This window comes from Edwardsiella sp. EA181011 (assembly GCF_000800725.1).
Classification (GTDB): domain Bacteria; phylum Pseudomonadota; class Gammaproteobacteria; order Enterobacterales; family Enterobacteriaceae; genus Edwardsiella; species Edwardsiella anguillarum.
Genome location: NZ_CP011364.1, coordinates 1,469,187 through 1,484,922 on the forward strand (window position 1 = coordinate 1,469,187; position 15,736 = coordinate 1,484,922).

Annotated in this window: 11 protein-coding genes and 4 pseudogenes; 7 read left to right on the forward strand and 8 right to left on the reverse strand. The window is 44.7% G+C overall.

From position 1 onward, the window contains the following. Window positions 1-72 precede the first annotated feature (72 nt). Window positions 73-900, reverse strand: coding sequence for a fimbria/pilus periplasmic chaperone (locus tag QY76_RS06505; protein ID WP_045425663.1), 828 nt, complete (start codon window positions 898-900; stop codon window positions 73-75). Window positions 901-1,146: 246 nt separating this feature from the next. Continuing rightward, complete coding sequence (locus QY76_RS06510) at window positions 1,147-1,509, reverse strand: adhesin biosynthesis transcription regulatory family protein (RefSeq protein ID WP_235439456.1); 363 nt, start codon at window positions 1,507-1,509, stop codon at window positions 1,147-1,149. A gap of 443 nt (window positions 1,510-1,952) precedes the next feature. Between QY76_RS06510 and QY76_RS18675 the strand changes: the two genes are divergently transcribed. Then, window positions 1,953-2,543, forward strand: coding sequence for a LuxR C-terminal-related transcriptional regulator (locus QY76_RS18675; RefSeq protein ID WP_144242793.1), 591 nt, complete (start codon window positions 1,953-1,955; stop codon window positions 2,541-2,543). A gap of 945 nt (window positions 2,544-3,488) precedes the next feature. Here the strand turns inward: QY76_RS18675 and QY76_RS06515 are convergent. Beyond that, a pseudogene (locus QY76_RS06515) lies at window positions 3,489-4,006 on the reverse strand (DDE-type integrase/transposase/recombinase); the annotation flags it as partial. Between the two features lie 56 nt (window positions 4,007-4,062). Between QY76_RS06515 and QY76_RS18430 the strand changes: the two are divergent. Next, window positions 4,063-5,319, forward strand: a pseudogene (locus tag QY76_RS18430) (IS3 family transposase). 52 nt (window positions 5,320-5,371) lie between these two features. Here the strand turns inward: QY76_RS18430 and QY76_RS18435 are convergent. Next, a pseudogene (locus QY76_RS18435) lies at window positions 5,372-5,753 on the reverse strand (IS3 family transposase); the annotation flags it as partial. A 73-nt stretch (window positions 5,754-5,826) separates the two neighbouring features. Between QY76_RS18435 and QY76_RS06530 the strand changes: the two are divergent. Continuing rightward, window positions 5,827-6,843 (forward strand): IS110 family transposase, encoded by a 1,017-nt coding sequence (locus tag QY76_RS06530; protein WP_038631256.1) that lies wholly within the window; start codon window positions 5,827-5,829, stop codon window positions 6,841-6,843. 225 nt (window positions 6,844-7,068) lie between these two features. Here QY76_RS06530 and QY76_RS18680 read toward each other — a convergent pair. Both QY76_RS18680 and QY76_RS19680 read right to left on the reverse strand, forming a co-directional pair. Then, window positions 7,069-7,191: pseudogene (locus QY76_RS18680) on the reverse strand (transposase); the annotation flags it as partial. A gap of 344 nt (window positions 7,192-7,535) precedes the next feature. Continuing rightward, window positions 7,536-7,649, reverse strand: coding sequence for a FaeA/PapI family transcriptional regulator (locus QY76_RS19680; protein ID WP_081854090.1), 114 nt, complete (start codon window positions 7,647-7,649; stop codon window positions 7,536-7,538). Between the two features lie 537 nt (window positions 7,650-8,186). Here QY76_RS19680 and QY76_RS18955 point away from each other — a divergent pair. Further along, a complete protein-coding gene (locus QY76_RS18955; RefSeq protein WP_158409687.1) occupies window positions 8,187-8,333 on the forward strand; it encodes a hypothetical protein in 147 nt (48 codons plus the stop codon). Between the two features lie 8 nt (window positions 8,334-8,341). Beyond that, window positions 8,342-10,996: a Fic family protein gene (locus QY76_RS18685; RefSeq protein WP_117026386.1), complete on the forward strand. Its 2,655-nt coding sequence runs from the start codon at window positions 8,342-8,344 to the stop codon at window positions 10,994-10,996. 788 nt (window positions 10,997-11,784) lie between these two features. Here the strand turns inward: QY76_RS18685 and QY76_RS06535 are convergent. Continuing rightward, entirely contained in the window at window positions 11,785-12,576 is a 792-nt protein-coding gene (locus QY76_RS06535; RefSeq protein WP_045425668.1) for a helix-turn-helix domain-containing protein, read from the reverse strand. A 131-nt stretch (window positions 12,577-12,707) separates the two neighbouring features. Between QY76_RS06535 and QY76_RS06540 the strand changes: the two genes are divergently transcribed. Beyond that, window positions 12,708-13,865: a CynX/NimT family MFS transporter gene (locus tag QY76_RS06540; RefSeq protein ID WP_256379296.1), complete on the forward strand. Its 1,158-nt coding sequence runs from the start codon at window positions 12,708-12,710 to the stop codon at window positions 13,863-13,865. A 139-nt stretch (window positions 13,866-14,004) separates the two neighbouring features. Next, entirely contained in the window at window positions 14,005-14,709 is a 705-nt protein-coding gene (locus tag QY76_RS06545; RefSeq protein ID WP_034165511.1) for a GNAT family N-acetyltransferase, read from the forward strand. 90 nt (window positions 14,710-14,799) lie between these two features. Here QY76_RS06545 and QY76_RS06550 read toward each other — a convergent pair whose 3' ends face one another. Beyond that, window positions 14,800-15,732, reverse strand: a complete 933-nt coding sequence (locus QY76_RS06550) for a LysR family transcriptional regulator (RefSeq protein WP_049648773.1) — start codon at window positions 15,730-15,732, stop codon at window positions 14,800-14,802. Window positions 15,733-15,736: the final 4 nt, after the last annotated feature.

A 15,736-nucleotide genomic window follows, 5' to 3' on the forward strand; every position in this document is an offset into this window, starting at 1 on the left:
CTACCACTATGACTTACGATAGTGATACTTGGTCAAATTAAGTTAATTTGTTTTTAGTTTCTAATTTATTATTCAGTTGATACTTTTATGATATATATCACTCACGCCACCATAATCAGTGACAATACTCCAAGAGACCATCCCTGATACACCTTTAGGTAAATGGAATGTATAAGACGAAAATGGCGGAATATAATGCACATTAGAAATGTTAACATTACCAACCTTTAAAGATGCTAAATTCATATAAAATGGTGTATTATTCATCGCCTTTAAATTCGTATCTTGTTGAGACCAAGATAGTGATGAGGCAACATCCTCCGGATGGCCCTTGATGCTTTCCGGACGAACAAATAGTTTAATGCAACTATCAATAGAAACTTGTAGATTTAATGAAACTACTTTATGACTTTCTATCTTTCCCTTCTTATTATTCCAGAGATCTCCCTCCTTCGGAGGAAGCCCTTTTATACATAGCCACTGGAGTGACTCGCGATCTTTTGCAAAATCGCCACCGGTACGAATAATGCGCAGATTGCTTTGTTGTTGCCCATCTAAGCGGAATAACGGTGGTGTAACTACAAATGGGGCTTTGCTTTTCATATCTTCGCCATACACTCGTGACTGGATAAGCATTGGATAATCCAGAGGATTACTTACTGACAAAGTTTGCCCCATTGAACTCGGCGCATAAATAACCCGAGTCGCCCCCAATTTAACAGCAAATTCCTGAGAGTTTTGTTCAATGTTTGGTTTCTCTGCAGCAAGACTCTGCAAAGAGGACATGCTCAATGCGCAGCATGTAGCCAATAGCAACATTATTTTTTTTGAATACCGGCGTTGCGATACAGCGCCTAACATGCCGTATCCAGTAATGTTTAATATTTTTTTATTTTTCATTCTAGATTCCTAATGCAATTGCACTATATATAACTCACTAATTGACATGATGCTGATATTTATACTAAAAATAGGATGAGTTTGCTAATTCACCAATATAATAATGGTAAATCAATCGCATCGATATTTTAATTGGCAATATAAAATTAAGCCGCGAAATCAATTAGTCAATTAACACACTATTACCCCCCTGTGATTCATTAAGTTACGTTCTGCTTTAGCCAGTCTGCTATATGCATCAAAATATTATTTACAATGAGTAGATAATGATGTTGCTGCATTTTCGATGCGAAGTAGTTTAGTTAAGCTAAGCGACAGATATCCTGCGGAAACATTATTCCGTTCACAAACCTCTCTTCTTGTATAACCTAATACTAGATGCTCTTTTAGTACAGCTATAACCTTCTCGCTATGGATAGAGGATATCTCAATTAATAGCAAAAATCGTCCTTCTGTCATTACACCGGGTGCAAACTGACCTTTCGTGGTGGACGAGGAGAAATTATCATCATTATTGTTACGTTTTGTTAATGTGTCATCGTTCATATAATCAACAGCCTCATTCATATTACCTTTAATATCAGAAAATGAATGATAGATCCTCTTCAATGCTTACTTCTGTTTTAGTCACAAACTAGTCCTTATCCTTCTCTCTCCTTCAACTGGCGAGTATTCTAGAACAAGTTGATTGTTCCGCAAAAAGATAATTACACGATCTTAACTGCCTGTGAAAGTAAAGTAAACGATATATAAATCCTGTCATTTTTGTGTGTGCAGAACAAAAAACTAAGCATAGCGCAATGGGCAGAGAAAAAGATCGTAAATTAGAGCTCTTTTGGATTTTTTTAGACGAAAAAAAACAAAGATAAATCTGTTTTTAGTCAAAAAAGCGTTCACATATTTGCGCAAAAAAAGTAAATATATAAGCTTGGTGAATGAATGTTGTTGTGTATATATATTCGTCTGTGATTTTTTTATTGAAAAAGATTTATTTATCGTTGTAGGATAATGCAAATGCTTCAATGTAAACTGTATGCGGGGTAGTTATGTAAATGAACCGAGAATATTATCGACACGGTAATGTATATATTTGGGGAGATAGTACATATGAAAAGTATGGAGTAATGAAATTATTACAATTAATTGATTCAGTATACCTTGTAAAAGCAGGCTCTCTAAGTTTTACACTCAGGAGTTGTGTTGAAGAAATTCATATTTACTGTTTAAGTGATAGTCCTTTGTTAGGCATGGCAAATCGTATTGATAGAATAAGAAAAAAACACACCAGTAAAATAATTATTTTTCTTCCAGCCTCTGTTCCGAGAGCATCAATCGATTATATGTATAACGTCAGTGTTATTCCTTACTGTCGAACACTATTGAGGATGCTTTTACTATTAAAAGCCGCATTGTATACTAATAGGTATGATTTAATTAGAAAAAATAAATTTAAAGAAAGCAGTGGGAAATATGCTTTTTATCAAACTTTGCGCTCGGAAAATATTAGTAAAATAGCGACAAAGTTACAAATTTCACCAAAAACAGTCTATTCACATAGAACAAATTATACTAGGAAAATATTAGGCTTTAAACATCGACAAGTGGCTAGGCTTTTCTTTATTGGGTGTAATATAGATATCTAATATTGATAGGGTTATTGATGCGATCCTCTATACCTGACATGTTAAATTTAGCCACATGGATGTATAACTGAAGTAAAGTGTCTTAGTTCATACGCCAGCTTCAAGAATCTGCTTGCCGAGGTTATGCTGGATTTAGAGGAAGCAAGAGCGAAATCTCTGTCAATGGACAAGAGGTGGAAAGCTGTAGAAATCACCTGTAAGGTAGCGGATCTATCGCAACTGATAGACTTATTATTCTATATAAATCAATGCATTGCTATTGGTGTGCGTTTATCTGCGTACATCGTGGAGCAGGTACTTGAGCACCGACGTTTTGGTTATCGGCATATTTGATATGCTATTGTGCTAGGAAAGGTTTTATACACATCCTATTTACTATTTTAACGAATTAGATGTAAAGAGTAGATGGTATTATAAAGGATTATCAACTGAATGGTAACTCGCTTCCGTGCCGCAAGATCAGAACATGAGTTGGTCGCTATATTTTGCCATAAATGCACTTATCAGCGATGGCAGATTAATTATCTATAATCTATATGGGTGATTTGAATGATCTGATTTCGCATCATCTAGCAACAGTGATCGTCCCGTGACAAAGCAGATGTTCAGAATCACCAATTGGCATAACAGCAAGGCCTTTATCAACCAAGACTACATTATTTTATGACTGAATGATGAGGCGTTTACTCCTGATATGGGGCAGTATCATACTTATTACAGGGACGGTACCTGTGCTATTCTGACCTCACACCACCTTGGTGATTAAATATGTGTTCCGGCTCACCCTGTGGGCCGCACATGGCTTTATTGACTCCGTTTTGCCCTGATGAACGAACCCGGATTACAGCAGTTTCAGTAAATATTCCAGATTAGTTAACATCAATTTTAACCCTCCCATCCGGGATGACCTTGTTGATCTTCCATCAATATTAGAGTCTGGCTAAATCAGAAATCCGGACCTTTTTGCAGACTTTGGATAAAGTCCGCAGGGTCTGGTTATTTAACGATGGAGAGGGTCTGTTTCGGTTATATTCCTATCGCCACTACTCGATCTTTTCCTGCGCATCGTCCGGTGACAGGTTCAGATACCCATCGTGAAAACTACCGTTAAATGACTCGATCAGCGCATTATCCGTCGGTTTTTCAGGCCGTGGGAAGTCCATTGTTATACCGTTTTCATACGCCCAGTGCCCCAGCGTTTTAGATATAAATTCACTACCATTGTCTGTCTGAAGCCGTTCGGGTACTCGTTGCCTTAACGCTTTTCAACGCGCCATCACCGCGATGATATCCTCCCCACGCAGCCCTTGACCTACATGGATCGCCAGGCATTCACGACTAAAATTATCGACTACAGTCAATGCTCGGATATGGCATCCGTTGAACGGATTATCAGCAACAAAGTCCATGCTCCAGTACTGGCCTATGGCCGTCACTTCTGGACGGATGCTTCTATGTCGGGCATGTGACCCGTCCTGAAGAGCGTTGACACGTTCCTGGCTAAAATCTGGAGAACATAATGATGACTGGGCTCAAACCTACCCAACGTGATTATCCTCTATCCTTTAAGATAGCCGTTGTTGAGTAGGTCGAAAAAGGCGAGATGACCTATAAACAGGCCCAGCAACGATACGGTATTCCGGGGCGATCCACCGCTCTTGTCGGGTTGTGCAAATATGGCCGATTTGACTGGAGCCCTAGGCTCCTTGACCTAGTAAAGAGGAAACGGCCTGTGGCACAGATAAATCTCTCACTCCCCCCCGAGCAAAGAATCAACGAACTTGAAGAGCAGCTGAAGCGGGTAAATCAGAAAGCTGAGTTTGTTGAGTCGGTTATCAACGTTCTTAAAAACGATTACGGGGTGAGCATGGTAAAAAAGCGGCCCGGCAAGTCCTCGCGCAACGTCAGGCCGCAAAAATAACCGTTATGCACGCATACTAGTTCCTGGGGCACAGCAGACAGGCCTAGTATCAGGGCAAGGCAAGGTACAATAAACGACGAGAGCAGAATACTCATATCCTTGATTTTATTGTCCATATCCGTTCTCGTCAGCCACGAATTGGTACGCGTAAACTGGACTACCTGGTGAACAGTCAGGCCGATAGAATGTTGGATATCGGGTGGGGCCGCTTGTTTACCCTACTGGATGAACACCGACTCCTGGTACCGATGAAACGGGAATATCACAAAACCACCAACAGCCATCATCGGCTTTATCGGCATCCGAATCTGCTGAAACCCGGCCCTGAACAGGTTACAGCCCTTAAGCCGGAGCAGGTCTGGGTTGTTGACATTACTTACCTTCCGCTGCGCAGTGGCACTGTCTATCTGAGTCTGGTCACGGATGTCTGTTCCAGGAGAATCATGGGGTATCGTGTAGGGGAAAATTTGCAGACTGAAAATGTGGTGAAAGCGTTCAGGCAGGCACTAAGGCGGAGAAAAACGGCGGGTCCTCTGGTACATCACTCTGGCAGAGGAGTGCAATACTGTTCAGCGCTTTATCAGTCAATACATGCAAGAAACGGGGTAACCTGTTCAATGACCGATGGTTATGACTGTTACCAGAATGCACTGGCTGAGCGGATAAACGGCATCACTGAAAAGTGAGTTTTTACTCTCACGCCCGGCGGATCTTGCGCAGGCCAGAACCATGGTAAAAGGATCTGTAGATATGTATAGCCATGAGCGGCCACATCTGGCCCTGAAATATAAAACGCCCGGTGATGTTCATCAGGCGTTTTACAGACAAAAAACGGTTAACCTATATCAGGACTAGTCAATGCCACATGCCGTCGGGGGCGTTTCGTCCGTAAATCCAGACCTTCCTAACAATAAATTCGGTGTGTTTTCTGCCAGCCTTCCCGGCGTAGAAGAATATGAATACGCTGAACACCGTAGCGAACACGGGTTTCAGTTATTTCTCTTATCCATAAGATGATGGCCCGATCAGCACGGTAGCTACGATAGTTATATACCGGTGGCTTTGCAGCATCAGACGACAAGCCCGACGTAACCCGATACGGTAGGCCCCCGGCAGTCAGGTGATGGCCTCACGCTTCTGCGCCAGCCTTAGCACTTTTTCTTGATAGCTTACTGCATCATCTCTTTGTCTAGACTTAAATCTGTCACCAGACGTTTCAAACGTAGACTTTCTTCCTTGAGCCGGCGCAAACGACGTAATTCTGTTACGCCAATGTCGCCGAACTTCTTTCCAATTAATGGGATGGACTACCTCCTCCCGCTGCGGTTAACTGTACGAAATGTGCTCACCAGGAGAATCACCATGAATATCGTATTTCTGGGTATTGATCTGGCTAAAAATATTTTTCAACTCTGCGGGTTAAACCAGGCCGGCAAACCGGTTTATACGAAACGAACTGGCCGAAAAGAATTACTCCAGACGCTGGCAAATATTCCTGCATGTCTGATTGGGATCGAAGCGTCCACCGGGGCATTTTACTGGCAGCGTGAGTTTGAGAAACTGGGGCACAAAGTAAAGGTCATCAGTCCTCAGTATGTAAAACCCTTTGTCCGCGGGCAAAAAAATGATGGTAATGATGCACAGGCCATCGCAGTGGCTCTGATGCAACCGACAATGCAGTTCGTGCCGCCAAAAAGCCCCGAACAGCAGGATATCCAGGCTTTACACCGGGCAAGGCAGCGTATTGTCAATCACCGCACTGCTACAGTCTGTCAAATAAGAGGGCTGTTACTTGACCGGGGGATCCCCATTGGCAGTACTGTCTCCAGAGCTCGCCGGGCTATTCCTCTTATCCTTGAAGATGCAGAAAACGGTCTAAGTTCCCGTATGCGCAGAACAATTGCCGAGCTCTATGATCTCTTTAACGATCTCGAGCGTCGGATCCATTTTTTTGATAAGGAAATTGAAACAGTATTCAGGCAATCAGAAGCCTGTCAGCGTATCGCCAGAGTTAAAGGCATTGGCCCTAAAACGGCTACGGCCGTTGTTGCTGCTATTGGCAAAGGAACTGAATTTAAGAATGGCCGCCACTTTGCTGCATGGCTGGGTCTGGTTCCACGCCAGCATTCGAGTGGCGACAGGCAGGTGCTGATGAATATGACGAAAAAAGGCGACAAGCATCTGCGGACTCTTTTTATTCATGGTGCCCGCGCTGTCGTCAGGGTTGCCACAAATAACAATGATGGCCATATGAATCAGTGGGTTAACCAGTTAAAGGAACAGCGCGGATTTAATAAAACGACCGTGGCGGTCGCTAACAAAAACGCGCGAATAATCTGGTCGATGCTGAGAAATGAGACCGAGTATCAGGTAGTGTGAAATTAATCCCCTGCCAGAAAAAGTTGCAGCGTACTGAGAAATGGTGACAGGTTGCACCTGCACAATCGGAACCTGATTTTTATACTGGCCTCAGAGGCCGTCCAGTTGTTGAGGCGATTGTGTGCGAATTACCCATTTGGGCACAGATTTTCCTGATGCCGGATAGATGTAAGCGACAACCCAAAACCAGATTCAGTACTTGCAAAACGGAGGTAGTCCATAGATGTAAAAAGTAGCCTCAGAAATTCCCATCTTTCTGCAGACCTCCTCCTCTGGAGTGCCTGGTTCGGTCTGTTTTAGAGTAAAAACCGTCTGTTCCTCGATATAACCTGTTTTTTCATGCGAGATAACCTCTTTTTTCAGAAGAAGAAAGGTCGAAAACTCTGCTTTACGCTGGTTATGAACAAAGGGAAGAGGCCACCATACCGATCAAACCGAATTGTGTGTTGGTAAAAAAGGGGCATTTGTGCTGGTCTGAATTGTTTATTAAACAACCGTTTGCCGTTCTTGTAACCTCGTGAATCTGGAAACCGTTTTTTGCCAAATCGATGCCAATTGTTTTAATGTACACGATGGCCGTTCCGCTCAATTAGTGATGATTTATTGTCTCACAGTGGTGTAAGAGAGGGGGGCATCATTCCATTAGTGAAGCCACTGACCGATTTTAGTTAATCCATATTATTATTCAACGTTCATAACACAGGAGTCTCTCGCTGAAGAGTACTTCGTGTAATAAGCCCTTTAAGTAATAGCCGATCAAAATAGTGTTTAGCCTGATAAATAGAGAAGTTAATTGCATAAGCAATATCAACGTCTTACATGGTTTTTCTGTTTGATATAAGTGAATGTTTTTCCCTCCATTTTATATCGAAATTTATTCTCTCATTTTGTTATTTATCTCAAGAGGTTAAATTATCAAAAGGATAATGTATGATGAATATATATAATATGTGTGAGATTGATGTGTTATAAGATGGCTATTTTATTGAATATGTGATAGTCAATCATCCTCATCTTGGTCGTGTGCTCTGAACATTGACAGGGGCTAAGAAAATTCTTATTAAATAATCCATTGTTATGCTGAATGAAATTGCACATATATTATATATATACGATATATGTTGATTCTATAACTAGTATACCTACATATACAACTAGACTATCTAGTAGAATGAAATGATCCTCTTACCATCTGAATTCAAATAATTAATATCATCTAGATAACCATTGCTAGCGCTATGAGGTAATAAAGAGTTGGTTTCACACAGTCTTGTTAGTTAATTGTTTAAGTTATTATTGCTAGTCTTTATTTGTTTATAACCAAGTGATAAGGAAAACATGTTATGACTAGCAACTCCCATAAACCAATTGAATACATTGATGAATCAGGGAGCGATAGCTCTCAATCAACAAGCATTATTGATATCGCAAATAATATTGATGTTGTTGATATTTCTTTTGTTGTTGACTCTAACCCTATATATATATAGAATCTATAATGAAAACGCATACGCAAAGGAGCCGTAGAAGTGAGTCATCAGATATTGTTGGTGATTTATCACTTCAGATAAAGAAAATATTACTTGATTTAGATATGAGTAAGGAGGGATCTTCTGAATCAGAAGTTAGAGCTGGATTTAATATAATTTTTATAAAGGCTGAAGAAGCTAGAGAGGTGCAATCAGTCCCTCCAGGAAAAGAACGGGATATCAGGCAATTAATTAAAACAATCGAATTAATCAGTGCTTTCATTGATGAAATTAAAGGAAAGGAAAATATAGAAACTACTCTTGAAATTAGCATTGAGTTATTCAAAAAACTACTGGCACTTGGCGACTCTCAAACTGATGAATTGAGTAGGAGTATTTTAGAATGCTATAAAGAGTGTTTTTTTATAAAGAAACATCAAGAAACAGAAGTCAAGCTTACTACAGAGTCACCCGTTGAGAGAAGTGATGATGTCATATTAACGGATGCAATCATGAAATTGGGTGCTGAATGTTTAGAGCGGGTTGAGAAATTATATCAACCAATACTCAATCCTTCCAGTTACATTAATAATTACATTAAGGATGGAATTGATTCTTTTGAAAAAACAAAAGGGTTCAAAACTTATTTAACACCAATTAGTAATATTCAAGTAAACTATTTTCCTGATGTTAGCCCAAACCCAAATCTTCAAGGACATAAATCACCAGTAGCTATCAGTCTATATTTTTCTTTAACCGAAATAATCACTGGTCAATATTTATACAAAAGTAAGGAGTTAAGGGATCCTCTAGGTAGAAAATATAAGATAATATCAATGGATCATCAGGAGTTAATCAGTGAATTTGCGAAAAAAAATTTACAGTCAATAATGGAGCAAGACTTCAATACTTATCATGGGCAAGCAATAAACGCAGAAAATATGAAATCATTCTACCAAGATATGATTAATATACGCTGTTTAAGATTCTTAGATAGGAAGCATCAGCCTGCTGTATATGTTCAAGCCGTGAAAAAATTTTTAAGGGGTGAACTTCAGGCAAAAGAAGTTTCTTTTCATGGCGCTATAGTTAATGGTGTTTTTCTAATACCTGTCGGAGCATCAGCTGGTATTATGTTCTGTGTTGACGAGGAAAAATATTTTTATATTGGACAAACTAAGCATGTATATTGGGAGGATAAAGAATATACTGAAATGCTACCCTCCTTTCCACAAACTAGTGAGTTTAAAAAATGGATATTCAGTAAAATCCCTACTTATAATTATATAGATCTAGAGAGAAATAGCTTGGCTTTTAAATATGTTACAGATACCTATATTGCATATGGCCCATTTCAATATGTTAATAGAATAATGGTTCGTCCATTTACATTTAGTGCAACTAATAGTCGAGAAAATCTTGCTGATAGACTATATAATGCGCTGATGAACAGAACTAAATCTGATATTGATACTCTTGTTTTTAGTTACCCAGAACAAATCACTGAAACAACTTTAGAGGTAGCTAAAGCAATTTTACTGATTGGTGCTATATCTTTATCTATAGCGGCTATACCAGGGACTGGTGCCGTATTAGCTAGATTAAGTATTTTTATGACCGCGCTCGCATTAGATGCTATCTATGTTGGCATAAGTGTAGCTCAATATCATACAACAGATCGTCCTGATCAAGCAGAAACATTTCGTAATGAGGCCATAATCGCTGGAGTACTGGGCGGTGTGGGTGCAATAGCTGGAGGCGTACCACTAATTTCGCAGGGAATTAAGTCAGCATATTCAGTAAAAAATATAAACAGAGCTATTATGCTTTATCGACAAGCTAAAGCCGTATCACGTAGAGTAATCCCATCAGTACTTAGCGAGCTTAATTGGAACCGTTTAGTAGATCAAAAGAAAATAAAACTATTGATTGACACAACGCTGGAGAATGCTCAAGGGAAAAGTTTAGTAAAATTGACTAGTCGTGAAACAGTCCAAAGATCGGTCCGTAATAATTTACTATTAGATTTTGAAGGCCTGCCTAAAGCAAATATTGCATGGGGAGGGTTTGAACTAGAGCAAGCCCATGTACAACGCCGAATTAATTCAGATCTCGCTCGTCTTCATGATGCCAATAATCATATTGAACAATTACTATTAAATCCGCCAACAGTGTCTAGACAGATAATATCTGGAATATCAGGGAGGACAGAGGAGGCAGCAGCTGAGTGGATCGTTAGTAAAAGTACTTCAATTAAAACGGTTGAGCAAAGTCAAGAGCTGACAAATAGAATAAAAGAAATATTAATTCGTCATCGTGATGCAGATCTGTTAAATATTAATACTATAGATGCTATCCATGATGAAGTATATAAACCCGCTGCAGGGCATTTAGTAAGGACATATCGCTCCAGTAGTGATCCCATATTCATGGGATCAGATGTAGCTCGAGTTGGCTTTGAGAAATCACTCATTTCAATTGAAGCTAAAAATGTTGTTGCACCTGTCGATTTAGGAGATGTGCTTTATGCAGCAATTGTACGTTACCATCCTTTTGGTGATGGTAACGGTAGAACTGCACGAACCATTTATGCTTTAGATAAATTGAAAAAAGACACAGATTCTTTTATAGCGTTGAGTCAAGAAGGGGAGGATATCCTTAACCCACCAGGCCCACTTAGCTAACTGTAAATATAATATTGCAGCCAGGGGTTACATTATATGCTTTCAAATGAACGCTTATAACTCTGGCTGCAAAAATATCATAGAGCACTTCGTATATAGCTTTGCATATAAAATTCGCCTTTTGAATTAATAAATTTATTCAACTCAATTTATTATATGCTATTAATATACCGAAATGTACTGCGGTACTCCTGTACCCCTTGTGAGTTATCAGGAAATAAAATAATTATCATGCTGGAAATGCTATAGCCAAGCATAAAATAAGTAGTTTATCTGAAGCTTCAGCAATGTGTTAAGAACTGCCAAATTATTGGGGGATCTCTTGATAGAGTTTTCAGCTATTACGCACTATTCAATGAAAACGATATGGATATCTTTGATTAACCGTAATCTCTGTATATCTAATATCAATACGGCTAGGTAATATATTGTTAATTATATCATTGTTTTCACTACTTATAGGTAATGCTTATATAATAATGAGCTAGGTAAATGAAGTGGGGATTTTAGGGAGCTGAGTCCATCTGTGCGGTTACTCCATAATTTTGAAAACTTCAACAGGGTGGCTGAAAACGTTGACGAAAAAAGTTGCCTAAGATGTATTAAACTGACCGATAGTCAAGCCACAGATGCGAGCCGTAAGGTCAGTGATGATGGAAATATTCTGGTAAATCTAAATATTCACTTTTAGATATATTATCGGCCCGCTACATTCTCACTAACTCGATGCCAGGCAGCTTCCCAGTAGGGTAGCCAGGCTATCTATCCATATGCGCCGGCCGCCGCAGCTACGGGGTATTTGCTGCCAGCGCGTTGAGGTAGCGCCCGGGTGTTTGCCCTAATCCCTTGCGAAACATCGTGATAAAAGCGGTGGTAGATTCATAGCCAAGCGCATGGGCTACCTGATTAACGGCTTGACCGCAGACGAGCATGTGCAACGCCAGTATCAGCTGTAGCTGATGCCGCCAGCGGCGAAAGCTGAGCCCGGTCTCTTTTTCAATCAGACGCGCTAAGTTGCGCTCACTCATGGCAAAGCGTGTCGCCCACTGCCTTAGCGTCTGCCACTGCGCAGGCTCTGCGGCCATCGTATCGACCATCAGGCGGATCTTGGGGTGATTAGATACGGGAAGGTGCAGTTGCTCCTGCGGCTGCTGTGGCAACTCATCGAAAAGCACGTGAATGAGGCGTTGCGTCGCAGGGTGTTCCCGCGCCACGCGCTCACGCTGCGCCAGCGTTAAAATGAGCTCCCGCACCAGGGGGGAGATTTTGAGCGTACAGCAGTGGGCGGGCATGGCCGCCGCGCTCGGTTCAATAAACAAAAAGCATAGCGTGGCATTGGGGGTGGCGTGGTTACTGTGTCGCGTCTGTCCGGGAACCCATACCGCATACTGCGGTGGCACCATCCACATGGCGTCTTCTACCTCGCAGGTAATCGCGCCGTGCAGTGCCAGGATCAGCTGCCCCTTACGGTGTTGGTGCTCAGGGGTAAACTGCTCGTCAGCGGTGACCTGGATGCGGAACGCCACCGCGGCGTCATGGTGAAGGTCTGGTTCGTAGCCATCAAGCCCAAGGCCGAGCATGCTTTGTCCTATATTAGCGATAAATTGTCATTTTAGCTTGATTGAAACAGGTATGAAAAACGTTATTGTGGCGGCCACCCCTGATTGACAGAGAGCATCATGTTAAAAGCCCCCCTTTATATCAGTGCAATATTCTCCTGATCATCGGCATTATGCTCATCGCGTCCACTCTGCGCGTGACGTTTACCGGCGCGGCGCCGTTGTTGGATGTGATCCGCTCTGGCGACGATTTGACGACGTCCGAGGTCGGGTTGTTGACGACGCTGCCATTGCTGGCCTTTGGTCTGATTTCCCCCTTGGCGGCCGGTATTGCGCGACGTTTCAGCATTGAGCGCAGCCTGTTTGCCGCACTGCTCTTAATTTGCCTAGGGATTGTTCTACGAGCGCTCCCTTCGCCAGCTTGGCTGTTTATCGGTACAGCCGTTATCGGTAGCGGCATTGCGCTCGGTAATGTTCTGCTGCCGGGGCTGATTAAACGCGACTTCTCTGATCATGTTGCCAAGATGACCGGTGCCTATTCCGTGGTCATGGGCGGGGCTGCCGCGCTCGGCTCCGCGCTGGTTGTGCCATTGGCGTTGTATGGTTTGGGTTGGCGAGGCGCGTTGCTGGCGCTGATAATATTTCCGCTGTTGGCGCTGATCATGTGGTTACCACAGTGGCGTAATCGGCATCCAACGCAGATGACCGGGGCGCGTAGTTTGCATGATAAAGCCATCTGGCGCTCAGCCTTAGCCTGGCAGGTGACGCTCTTTCTTGGTCTTAATTCGCTGGTTTATTATGTGATCATCGGCTGGCTTCCCGCCATTCTGATCAGCCTTGGCTATAGCGATGCGCAGGCAGGATCGCTGCATGGATTGTTACAGCTGGCTACCGCGCTACCGGGCCTTTTGATTCCCCTCATTTTGCATAAGTTAAGAGATCAGCGCGGTATCGCTATTCTGTTGGCGCTGCTGTGTGGTCTCAGTGCGATAGGTTATTGGCTGCTGCCCGCGCAGGCGGTGCTGTGGACGCTGATGTTCGGTTTTGGCTCTGGGGCGACGATGATCCTCGGTCTCACCTTTATCGGGCTGCGGGCCGGCTCGGCGCATCAGGCCGCGGCACTCTCGGGGATGGCGCAGTCGGTAGGCTATCTCCTGGCCGCCTGTGGGCCACCGCTGATCGGTAAAATGCATGATATCAGCGGTAATTGGCATACTCCCCTGGCGGCTCTCGCCGTTATTTCGCTGCTGATGGCTATCTTCGGTGGCCTTGCCGGACGAGCCCGGGAGATAACGCCTCGCGTCATGTGATGGCCCTCTGGCAAGAAGGGCATCGCCTATTGCTCCCCGGCTACCGCCGCCGCTGAATATGCCGCTTTCTGCGGGAGTACAAAGATCTTGGGGGGAGGGGGGATATACTCGGCGGATAACCAGAGCGAGGGAATGCCATATGAATGAGATCAATGAATATGGGCAGCGTGTCGGAGAGGCGCTTCCTGACTGGGTCGGGGGTGGCATCTTAGCGGGGAACACGCTTAGCGGACGCACCTGTCGGCTGGTTCCCATGGATGCCCGCCGCGATGCCGCCGATCTGTTCGCCGCCTTTGCCGAGGCCGAGGGCGATCGCGACTGGACATGGCTGAGCAGCGTGCGTCCTTCAACGGCGGTCGCGATGCAGGCGTGGATGCAGAAAAAGGTAGATGACGCGTCGCTAATCCCTTTCGTGGTGGTCGATTTGCACACCGCGCAGGCGGTTGGCGTGGTGTGCCTGATGGCGATCGATCCAGCGAATGGCTCGCTAGAGATCGGCCACGTTAGCTGGTCGCCGCGTATGCAGCGCACGACGCTGAGTACGGAGGCCATCTGGCTGCTGCTACGCGAGGCGTTTAGCGGTGGCTATCGTCGCGTGGAGTGGAAGTGTGATTCGCTGAATACGGCGTCGCGCCGGGCGGCGGAGCGTATTGGTTTTAGGTTTGAGGGGCGTTTCCGTCAGCATATGGTACGCAAGGGGCGTAGCCGTGACACCGATTGGCTCTCGGTTATTGATAAGGAGTGGTCTGAGGTGGATGCGGTGCTGCAGGCGTGGCTGGCGGAGGACAATTTTGATGCGATGGGGCGGCAGCGACGTACGCTGACGCAGTGTCGTGAACGATGAGTCGGTGCCCTCGACGGCGCTGCCCCGGGCGGGGGGCGCCGCGCTGCGGGGCCACGGCAGCAGGGCGATCGCACGGCGCTCACCGACGCTCTAGCCACGCAGCGCGCTCAGTAGCCGGTTGAGGATCTCCGGCTGCGGTTCGTCATTCCACAGGGCGTAGAGGTCGGCAGGGATCGTCTCCTCCAGCTCGACGAAGGCGACGCCTGGCCAGGCGATCGTCGCACAGGTTTCCGGCAGCAGCGCGACGCCGTTGCCGGCGCTTACCAGCGCCAGCACGGTTTGCGGCTCGGACGCCTGCTGAACGATCAGCGGGTGAAAGCCGCGCTCTACGCAGGCGTCATACACTTGGCGCGCGAAATCCCCCTGGTTAAACGACAGCGAGATCAAGGGTCGCGTGGCCAGTTCGTGGAGCGAGACCCGGCGGCGGCGCGCCAGCGGGTCATCCTCCTGAACCGCCAGGCGTATCGTCTCTCGGGCGATGAGCTGGCAGCGAATATTGGCCTCCGCACAGGGGATGACATTGCGGTTGATCGCGATATCGATCGTTCGGGCGCGCAGGGCGGCGATTTGCTGCTGCTGGGCGAGTTCGCTGAGGCTCCAGTCGGCGTCCGGGTGGTGAGCGCGAAACATTTTTAGCCGGGTGAGCAAGACTCCCCAGATAGCGCTGCCGATGATGCCGATATTGATATGCTGTTTTTCACGCCGGCCGATTTGACGCACGTAGCTCAGCGATTGCTCTGCTGCGCTGAACAGGCGATCGACTTCGGTTTTAAGCACCTTTCCGGCGTGGGTTAATGCGACGCGCCGACTGGAACGCTCAAAGAGTTCGACCTCCAGGATCGTCTCAAGCTCTTTGATCTGCATACTGAGCGGCGGCTGGGAGATATTGAGCAGGGCGGCGGCCCGGCCAAAGTGAAGCTCGTCAGCGAGTACTTGGAAGTAGCGCAGCATACGGAGGCGGATATGGCTGAGAAGCGGGGGTTCGGTCATGGAGGTCATCATGTAGGGAGAGGGAGCGCCCATTCTT

Coding starts and splice junctions, on each gene's coding strand:
- QY76_RS06505 (WP_045425663.1), bottom strand. CDS start 900: ATGAAAAATAAAAAAATATTAAACATTACTGGATACGGCATGTTAGGC.
- QY76_RS18675 (WP_144242793.1), top strand. CDS start 1,953: ATGAACCGAGAATATTATCGACACGGTAATGTATATATTTGGGGAGAT.
- QY76_RS06530 (WP_038631256.1), top strand. CDS start 5,827: ATGAATATCGTATTTCTGGGTATTGATCTGGCTAAAAATATTTTTCAA.
- QY76_RS18955 (WP_158409687.1), top strand. CDS start 8,187: ATGACTAGCAACTCCCATAAACCAATTGAATACATTGATGAATCAGGG.
- QY76_RS18685 (WP_117026386.1), top strand. CDS start 8,342: ATGAAAACGCATACGCAAAGGAGCCGTAGAAGTGAGTCATCAGATATT.
- QY76_RS06535 (WP_045425668.1), bottom strand. CDS start 12,576: ATGCTCGGCCTTGGGCTTGATGGCTACGAACCAGACCTTCACCATGAC.
- QY76_RS06545 (WP_034165511.1), top strand. CDS start 14,005: ATGAATGAGATCAATGAATATGGGCAGCGTGTCGGAGAGGCGCTTCCT.
- QY76_RS06550 (WP_049648773.1), bottom strand. CDS start 15,732: ATGGGCGCTCCCTCTCCCTACATGATGACCTCCATGACCGAACCCCCG.